Origin of the sequence: Variovorax fucosicus (assembly GCF_030316825.1) — a bacterium.
GTDB lineage: Bacteria > Pseudomonadota > Gammaproteobacteria > Burkholderiales > Burkholderiaceae_C > Variovorax > Variovorax fucosicus.
This window is the reverse complement of the sequence record NZ_JASZYU010000005.1, coordinates 380,103-388,747: the sequence shown is the minus strand read 5'-3', so window position 1 is coordinate 388,747 and position 8,645 is coordinate 380,103. Positions and strand designations below refer to the sequence as shown.

General features: G+C 67.7%; 7 protein-coding genes. 6 read left to right on the top strand and 1 reads right to left on the bottom strand.

Annotated elements, in window-relative coordinates; genetic code table 11:
- Positions 1-161: 161 nt before the first annotated feature.
- A complete protein-coding gene (locus QTI05_RS26910) occupies positions 162-1,034 on the bottom strand; it encodes an amidohydrolase family protein (RefSeq protein ID WP_286539302.1) in 873 nt (290 codons plus the stop codon).
- 102 nt (positions 1,035-1,136) lie between these two features.
- On the opposite strand from QTI05_RS26910, the gene QTI05_RS26905 reads away from it, so the two are divergent.
- The 6 genes from QTI05_RS26905 to QTI05_RS26880 are packed head-to-tail and all read left to right on the top strand — an operon-like array spanning position 1,137 to position 8,644.
- Positions 1,137-1,910, top strand: coding sequence for a crotonase/enoyl-CoA hydratase family protein (locus tag QTI05_RS26905; RefSeq protein ID WP_286539305.1), 774 nt, complete (start codon positions 1,137-1,139; stop codon positions 1,908-1,910).
- A gap of 28 nt (positions 1,911-1,938) precedes the next feature.
- Entirely contained in the window at positions 1,939-3,822 is a 1,884-nt protein-coding gene (locus tag QTI05_RS26900; RefSeq protein ID WP_286621551.1) for a feruloyl-CoA synthase, read from the top strand.
- Positions 3,819-4,583, top strand: a complete 765-nt coding sequence (locus tag QTI05_RS26895) for an SDR family NAD(P)-dependent oxidoreductase (protein WP_286621549.1) — start codon at positions 3,819-3,821, stop codon at positions 4,581-4,583. Before QTI05_RS26900 ends, QTI05_RS26895 begins: the two co-directional genes overlap by 4 nt.
- Before the next feature lie 46 nt (positions 4,584-4,629).
- Entirely contained in the window at positions 4,630-5,766 is a 1,137-nt protein-coding gene (locus tag QTI05_RS26890; protein ID WP_286621547.1) for an ABC transporter substrate-binding protein, read from the top strand.
- 12 nt (positions 5,767-5,778) lie between these two features.
- Positions 5,779-6,819 (top strand): branched-chain amino acid ABC transporter permease, encoded by a 1,041-nt coding sequence (locus QTI05_RS26885; protein WP_286621545.1) that lies wholly within the window; start codon positions 5,779-5,781, stop codon positions 6,817-6,819.
- A 1-nt stretch (position 6,820) separates the two neighbouring features.
- A complete protein-coding gene (locus QTI05_RS26880) occupies positions 6,821-8,644 on the top strand; it encodes a branched-chain amino acid ABC transporter ATP-binding protein/permease (RefSeq protein ID WP_286621543.1) in 1,824 nt (607 codons plus the stop codon).
- Position 8,645 lies beyond the last annotated feature (1 nt).

Here is an 8,645-nt window from a genome sequence, read left to right as displayed (position 1 = left end):
GGATCAGGGCTCGCAGCTGTTTGAGCGAAGCGAGTTCTGCGAGACCCCGCAAAGCGCGAGCACCGCAGGGCAGCCGCGAAGCGGCCGGCGCAGCAGGGTCGGACAGCCCGTACCGCACACCGGGCGCTGCATCCACCGCGCGCAACCGGCAATCCCGCAAATCAGGCCGTCTTGTCCAACCCCAGCAGCCGCACTGCATTCCCCTTCAGGATCCCCGGCACCACCTCCGGCTTGAACCCCGCATCCTCGAAATCCTTCAGCCACCGATCCGGCGTGATCAGCGGGTAGTCACTCGCGAACAACACACGGTCTTTCAGCATCGTGTTGGCGTACTGCACCAGCTGCTTCGGAAAGTACTTCGGGCTCCAGCCCGAAAGGTCGATCCACACATTGGGCTTGTGCGTGGCCACCGACAGCGCCTCGTCCTGCCACGGAAAGCTCGGATGCGCCATCACGATCTGCATGTCGGGAAAGTCGATCGCCACGTCGTCCAGGTGCATCGGGTTGCTGTACTCCAGCCGGAGGCCACCGCCGCAGCGCATGCCCGATCCGATGCCGCTGTGGCCGGTGTGAAACACCGCCGGCAGCTTGTACTCGGCGATCACCTCGTAAATCGGCCAGGCCATCTTGTCGTATGGGTGGTAACCCTGCACCGTCGGATGGAACTTGAAGCCCTTCACGCCGTACTCCTCGACCAGGCGCCGCGCCTCGCGCGCGCCCATCTTGCCCTTGTGCGGATCGATGCTCGCGAAGGCGATCATGATGTCGCTGTTCTTCTGCGCGGCCTCGGCGATCTCCTCGTTCGGGATGCGGCGCCGGCCCATGTTCGACTCCGCGTCGACCATGAACATCACCAGGCCGATCTTGCGTTCGCGGTAGTACTCGATGCTCTCCTGGATGCTCGGGCGACGGCTCGACCTGAAGTACTTGTCCGCCGCGCGGTCGTACTCCTCGCCGTAGTTGTCGAACGGGTTCCAGCAGCTCACCTCGGCGTGCGTGTGGGTATCGATCGCGATCAGGTTTTCGTAGTCCATGGCTGTCTCCAGGTTCGGGTAAGTACTGAGATCGACCGCCCTGTGCGGCCTTGAATTGGTTATTTTTCATAACCATAATCGAAGCCACACCGGAATGCAATCATGAACCACCCCGACCTTCACATCGAGCTTCGCGACACCGTCGCCGTCATCCGCCTTGCCCGCGGCGCCAAACGCAATGCGCTGTCGGACGGGCTGATCCTCGCGCTGCGCGATGCCTTCGACAACCTGCCCGACACCGTGCGTGCCGCCGTCATCGATGGCGAAGGCCCCCACTTCTGCGCCGGGCTCGATCTGAGCGAACTGAAAGAGCGCGACGCCGGCCAGGGCATGCACCACTCGCGCATGTGGCATGCCGCGCTGGAGCGCGTGCAGTATGGCCCGGTGCCCGTGATCGCGGCGCTGCACGGCGCGGTGGTCGGTGGCGGGCTCGAACTGGCGAGCGCCTGTCACATCCGCGTGGCCGACACGTCGACCTTCTATGCGCTGCCCGAAGGCTCGCGCGGCATCTTCGTGGGCGGCGGCGGCTCGGTGCGCATCCCCAAGCTCATCGGCGCCGCACGCATGACCGACATGATGCTCACCGGCCGCGTCTACAACGCGGAAGACGGCGAACGCGCCGGCTTCGCGCAGTACCTCGTGCCCGAAGGCACCGCCTTCGACAAGGCACTGGAGCTGGCCCAGCGCGTGGCGCAGAACGCACCCCTCACCAACTACGCGCTGATGCATGCGCTGCCGCGCATCGCCGAGCAGCCAGCCGACCACGGCTTCTTCACCGAAGCGCTGATTGCCGGCATCGCGCAGAGCGCGCCGGACGCCAAGGAACGCGTGCGCGACTTCCTCGAGGGCCGCGGCGCCAAGGTCAGCAAGGGCTGACGCGGCGCCCGCAAAAGAGAACAACGAGATGAACGAGACAAACACCACCGGGGCGCCGCGCTACCGCACCCTGGCGTTCGGCATCACGCGCGCCGTGCTCACCGAGGCGCCGTCCGGCGCCCGCTACCTCAAGGCCGAAGCCGAACTCGGGCCTTACCCGGAGCGCATGTCCGACCGGCTGCATCACTGGGCCAGCGTGGCGCCGGATCGCACCTTCATCGCCCGGCGCGAGCGCCTGCCCGATGGCAGCACCGGCGACTGGCAGCGCGTGAGCTATGCCGAGGCGCTGCACAAGGCACGCAGCATCGCGCAAGGGCTGCTGGACCGGGGCCTGGACGCAGACCGGCCCGTCGCCATCCTCAGCGAGAACGGCATCGAGCATGCGCTGCTGGCGCTCGGCTGCCTCTACGCCGGCGTGCCCTACTGCCCGGTGTCGCCGCCCTACTCGATCGTGAGCCAGGATTTCGACAAGCTTCGCCATGTGCTGGACACGCTGACGCCCGGCCTGGTGTTCGCGGCCGACGCAAAGCGCTTCGCCCGTGCCATCACGGCCGTGGTGCCGGCCGACGTGGAAGTGGTGCTGGCCGAAGGCACCATCGACGGCCGCGCCGTCACCGCCTTCGACGATCTTGCCGCCACGCCCGCAACCCACGCAGTCGATGCCGCGCTGGCCGCCACCGGCCCCGACACCATCACCAAGTTCCTGTTCACCTCGGGCTCGACCAAGCTGCCCAAGGCCGTGATCAACACGCACCGCATGTGGTGCGCCAACCAGCAGCAGTTGCGGCAGTCCATTCCCGCCCTGGGCGACGAGCCGCCGGTGCTGGTCGACTGGCTGCCCTGGAACCACACCTTCGGCGGCAATCACAACGTCGGCATCGTGCTCGACAACGGCGGCACGCTCTACATCGACGACGGCAAGCCGACACCTGGCGGCATGGCCGAAACGCTGCGCAACCTGCGCGAGATCGCGCCGACCATCTATTTCAATGTGCCGACCGGCTTCGAGGCCATCGCCCATGCCATGGAAAGCGACGCGGTGTTGCGCAAGAACCTGCTGTCGCGCGTCAAGATGTTCTTCTACTCGGGCGCCGCGCTGTCGCAGCCGATCTGGGACAGCCTGCACCGCACGCAGGAGGCCGAGGTCGGCGAGCGCATCGTCATGGGCACCGGCCTGGGCATGACCGAGTCGGGCCCGTTCGCGCTCTACGTCACCGGGCCCGAAGTGAAGTCGGGCGACCTCGGCCTGCCGGCCGCCGGCATCGAGATCAAGCTGGTCGACATCGACGGCAAGACCGAGGTGCGCTACCGCGGCCCCAACATCACGCCCGGCTACTGGCGCGCGCCCGAAGCCACGGCCGAGGCTTTCGACGAGGAAGGCTTCTTCTCGACCGGCGACGCAGTGACCTGGATCGACCCCGCCAACATCCACCGCGGCCTGCGCTTCGATGGCCGCATCGCCGAAGACTTCAAGCTCGCCACCGGCACCTTCGTGAGCGTCGGGCCGATGCGCGCGAAGATCATCGCGGCCGGCGCGCCCTATGTGCAGGACGTGGTGCTCACCGGCATCAACCTGAAGGAGGTCGGCGCGCTGCTGTTCCCGACCCAGGCCGTGCGCAAGCTTGCAGGGCTGGCGCCGGACGCGCCGATGCGCGAGGTGCTCGACAGCGCCCCGGTGCGTGCGCACTTCCAGCAGATGCTCGACTCGCTGGCCGCGGCCAGCACCGGCAGCGCCAACCGCATCGCGCGCGCGCACCTGGTGGACGAGCCGCCATCGATCGACAAGGGCGAGGTCACCGACAAGGGCTCGCTCAACCAGCGCGCCGTGCTCAAGCACCGCGCCGCACTGGTCGACGCGCTGCATGCGGGTGCGCTCCCCTTCATCCTGCAACCCCAAGGAGACAAGCAATGAAAATCGAAGGACAGGCAGCCCTTGTGAGCGGCGGTGCATCGGGCCTCGGCGAGGCCACCGCGCGCGAGCTGGCGCGGCTGGGCGCAAAGGTCGCGGTGCTCGACCGCAATGCCGAGCTGGCCGCGAAGGTCGCGGCCGAGATCGGCGGCGTCGCGTGCACCTGCGACATCACCGATACCGACAGCGTGACCGCGGCATTGGAGAAGGCCGCCGCAGCCCACGGCCCGGCGCGCATCCTGATGAACGTGGCCGGCATCGGCAGCGCCAAGCGCATCGTCGGCAAGGACGGCAACGCCGCGCCGCTGGAAGACTTCGTGCGCGTGGTCAACGTCAACCTGATCGGCAGCTACAACATCAGCCGCCTGTTCGCCGCCCAGTGCGCCAAGCTCGAAGCGCTCGAGGGTGGCGAAAAGGGCGTGATGATGTTCACCGCCTCGGTCGCGGCCTTCGACGGCCAGGTCGGCCAGCAGGCCTACAGCGCATCGAAGGGTGGCCTGGTCGGCATGACGCTGCCGATGGCGCGCGACCTGGCGCAGCACGGCATCCGCGTGTGCACCGTGGCACCCGGCCTCTTTGCCACGCCGCTGCTGATGGAATTGCCCGAGCCGGTGCAGCAGTCGCTGGCCGCGTCGATCCCGTTTCCGCCGCGCCTGGGCAAACCCTCGGAATTTGCCGAACTGGCCTGCCATATCGTGACCAATGGGCATCTGAATGGCGAAGTCATCCGCATCGACGGCGCCCTGCGCATGGCGCCACGCTGAAAACCGGCGCATCCTCCCCGCAACCGCTCAACCCAAGGAAGACATCATGAAATTCACCAAGATCGCTCTGGCCGCCGCGTTCACGCTGGCAGCCCTCGGCAGCGCACACGCCGACCTCACCATCGGCGTGGTGCAACCGCTTACGGGCCCGGCGTCGGGCCTGGGCATTCCGGTCAAGAACGGGATCATGATCTGGCCCAAGACCATCGCGGGCGAAACCGTCAAGCTGGTCGTGCTCGACGACGCCACCGATCCGACCACCGGCGTCAAGGACGCGCAGCGCCTGGTCACCGAAGACAAGGTCGACGTGGTGGTTGGCTCGAGCGCCACGCCGGTGGCCATTCCGATGGCGGACGTCACCGCCGAATCGGGCACGCCGCAGCTCGCGACCTCCCCGGCCGGCCTGCCACCGGGCAAGGACAAGTGGTTCTTCCGCCTGCCGCAGTCCAATGACGTGATGGCCTTCGCCATGGTCAAGCACATGAAGGCGCAAGGGATCAAGACGGTCGGCTTCCTCGGCTACACCGACGCCTACGGCGAACTCTGGCTCAAGGCCCTGACCGCGGAAGGCGAGAAGAACGGCATCAAGATCGTCGGCACCGAACGCTTCGCGCGCGCCGACACCAGCGTGACCGGCCAGGTGCTCAAGCTGACGTCGGCCAACCCCGATGCGATCCTGATCGTGGCCTCGGGCAGCGGCGCCGGCATGCCGCAAAAAGCGGTGATGGAGCGCGGCTACAAGGGCAAGGTCTACCAGACGCATGCCGCCGCCACGCAAGACCTGATGCGCACCGCCGGCAAGGACGCCGAAGGCACCTTCGTGGTGTCGGGTCCGGCCACCGTCGCCGAGCAGTTGCCCGACAGCCACCCGTCGAAGAAGATGGCGGTCGCGTTCGTGACGAACTACGAAAAGGCCTATGGCGCCGGTTCGCGCAACCAGTTCGCCGGCCACAGCGCAGACGTGCTGACCGTGCTCGAAAAGGCCGTGCCGCTGGCGCTCAAGAAGGCCAAGCCAGGCACCCCGGAATTCCGCTCGGCCCTGCGCGATGCCTTCGAAACCATGGGCCGCACCGTGATCGCCCACGGCGTGCTCGAGTGGACGCCGCAGAACCACTGGGGCTACACCAACGAAACCGGCGTGATGCTGAAGGTCGTGAACGGCGCCTTCAAGGTCGAGCAGTAAGCCGGCCACATCATGGATTTGTCGATCACCAGCATCCTGACGCTGGACGGACTCACCAACGGCGCGATCTACGCCCTGCTCGGCGTCGGCATCGTGCTGGTGTTCACGGTGACCCGTGTCATCTTCATCCCGCAGGGCGAGTTCGTGGCCTACGGCGCGCTGACGCTGGCGATCTTCCAGACCGGCAAGGTGCCCGGCACGGTCTGGCTGCTGCTGATCCTGGCGGCGGTCGCCGCCCTCATGGAGCTGGTCACCACCTGGCGCCATCGCGGCAGCGCGGTGCCGGCCGTCGTGGCCGCGCTGCGCACCTTCGTGCCGGCCGCGGTGGTCTGCGCCGTTTCGGCCTGGGCCGGCCCGCGCAACCTGGCACTGCCGATCCAGGCACTGCTGACGGTCTGCATCGTCACCGCGTTCGGACCGCTGGTGTATCGCGTTGCCTACCAGTCGCTGGCGGGGGCAAGCTCGCTGGTGCTGCTGATCGTGTCGGTCGGTGTGCATTTCGCGATGACCGGGCTCGGCCTGCTGTTCTTCGGCGCGGAGGGCTTTCGCAATCCGCCGTTCTGGGACACCCGCTTCGCGCTCGGCCCGCTGGCCCTCAGCGGCCAGACGCTGATCATCTTTGCCGCCTCGGCCGCGCTGATCGTGCTGCTGTGGCTGTTCTTCGAACGCAGCCTGTACGGCAAGGCGCTGCGCGCCACCGCCGTCAACCGGCTCGGCGCAAGGCTGATGGGCATCTCGACCCATGCGGCCGGCCAGCTGACTTTTGCGATGGCCGCGCTGATCGGCGCGCTCTCGGGCCTGCTGATCGGCCCCACCACCACCGTGTTCTACGACTCCGGCTTCCTGATCGGGCTCAAGGGTTTCGTGGCCGGCGTGATCGCGGGGCTGTCGAGCTACCCGGGCGCACTCCTCGGCGCGCTCGCAGTCGGCGTGATCGAGTCGTTCGGTTCGTTCTGGGCCAGTGCGTTCAAGGAGGTGATCGTGTTCACCATCGTCCTGCCGGTGCTGCTGTGGCGCTCGCTGCGCAGCGGCCATTCGAACGAGGAGCATTGACATGGACGCCGTCCAACCCGTCGCGCAGTCGAACCCTGCTGCCGTGCAGGAGCGGCCGAGCGCACTGCGCCGCTGGGGCCCGCTCGCGCTGGTCGCGCTGGTGGTGGCACTGCCGCTGCTGCCGCTGCCGAATTTCTGGATCCTGCAGCTCAACTACATCGGCATCTACGCGCTGCCGGTGCTGGGCCTGGTGCTGCTCACCGGCGTGGGCGGGCTCACATCCTTCGGCCAGGCCGCCTTCGTCGGCATCGGTGCCTACACCACGGCCTATCTCACGGTGAACCTGGGGTTGTCGCCCTGGGTCACGCTGTTCATCGGGCTCACGCTCACGGGCGTCAGCGCGGCCATCATCGGCGCCATCACGCTGCGCATGTCGGGCCACTACCTGCCGCTGGCGACGATCGCCTGGGCGCTGTCGCTGTACTACCTCATGGGCAACCTCGATGCGCTCGGCAAATACGACGGCATCCTGGGCGTGAAAGGCCTCACGGTGTTCGGCTTCGAACTCGGGCAGCAGCGCGTGTTCTACGCGGTGGTCTGGGCCTTCGTGCTGCTGGGCGCCCTGGCACTTCTGCGCCTGCTCGACTCGCGCAGCGGGCGTGCCATCCGCGCGTTGGCGGGGGGCTCGCAGATGGCCGAAGCGATGGGCGTGAACACGTTGCGCCACAAGGTCGGCATCTTCGTGCTGGCCGCGTTGCTGGCGTCGGTGTCCGGCTGGCTGTTCGCGCATTTCCAGCGCACGGTGAACCCGTCTCCCTTCGGCATCCGCATGGGCATCGAGTACCTGTTCATGGCGGTGCTCGGCGGCGCGGCCCATGTGTGGGGCGCCGTCGCCGGCGCCGGCATCGTGAAGCTGCTCGAAGACCAGCTGCAGGTGCTGCTGCCCAAGCTGATCGGCACCAGCGGCAGCTACGAACTCATCGTGTTCGGCATCCTCATCGTGCTGGTGCTCAAGTACCTGCCCGATGGCGTGTGGTCGTTCATCGACCGCAGGTTGCCGCGCAGGCAGCGCGTGGTCGACTGGCACGATGCCGCGCACCTGCCGGCGCGCAGCAAGCCGGCGGCCGGCCAGGTGGTGCTCGAGGTGCAGGCGATCCGCAAGACCTTCGGCGGCCTGGTGGCGGTCAACGACATCAGCTTTCGCATCCGCGCCGGCCAGATCGTCGGGCTGATCGGCCCCAACGGTGCCGGCAAGTCGACCACCTTCAACCTCATCACCGGCGTGCTCGGCATGACCAGCGGCGCCGTGCAGTTTCGCGGCGAGGCCATCGGTGGCCTGTCGTCGCGCCGGATTGCGGAGCGCGGCGTCTCGCGCACCTTCCAGCACGTGAAGATGGTGCCCGACATGACGGTGCTCGAGAACGTGGCCCTCGGCGCCCACCTGCGCGGCCGCAAGGGCGCGATCGCCGCCATGCTGCGCATCGACCGCACGGAAGAACGCCAGTTGCTGCGCGAGGCCGAGCGCCAGTTGCAGCGCGTCGGCATGGGCGATCTGCTGCACGAGCTGGCGGGCAACCTGGCCATGGGGCAGCAACGCCTGCTCGAGATCGCGCGCGCCCTGTGCGCCGACCCGGCCCTGCTGCTGCTCGACGAGCCCGCCGCCGGCCTGCGCCACAAGGAAAAGCAGGCGCTGGCCGACGTGCTGCGCGGCCTGACCGCCGAGGGCATGAGCGTCCTGCTGGTGGAGCACGACATGGGCCTGGTGATGGACATCTGCGACCACATCGTGGTGATGGAGTTCGGCACCCATCTGATGGAAGGCACGCCGGCCGAGGTGCAGCAGAGCCCGAAGGTGCGCGCCGCCTACCTCGGCACGGAGCATTGAC

Coding starts and splice junctions, on each gene's coding strand:
- QTI05_RS26895 (WP_286621549.1), top strand. CDS start 3,819: ATGAAAATCGAAGGACAGGCAGCCCTTGTGAGCGGCGGTGCATCGGGC.
- QTI05_RS26910 (WP_286539302.1), bottom strand. CDS start 1,034: ATGGACTACGAAAACCTGATCGCGATCGATACCCACACGCACGCCGAG.
- QTI05_RS26905 (WP_286539305.1), top strand. CDS start 1,137: ATGAACCACCCCGACCTTCACATCGAGCTTCGCGACACCGTCGCCGTC.
- QTI05_RS26900 (WP_286621551.1), top strand. CDS start 1,939: ATGAACGAGACAAACACCACCGGGGCGCCGCGCTACCGCACCCTGGCG.
- QTI05_RS26880 (WP_286621543.1), top strand. CDS start 6,821: ATGGACGCCGTCCAACCCGTCGCGCAGTCGAACCCTGCTGCCGTGCAG.
- QTI05_RS26885 (WP_286621545.1), top strand. CDS start 5,779: ATGGATTTGTCGATCACCAGCATCCTGACGCTGGACGGACTCACCAAC.
- QTI05_RS26890 (WP_286621547.1), top strand. CDS start 4,630: ATGAAATTCACCAAGATCGCTCTGGCCGCCGCGTTCACGCTGGCAGCC.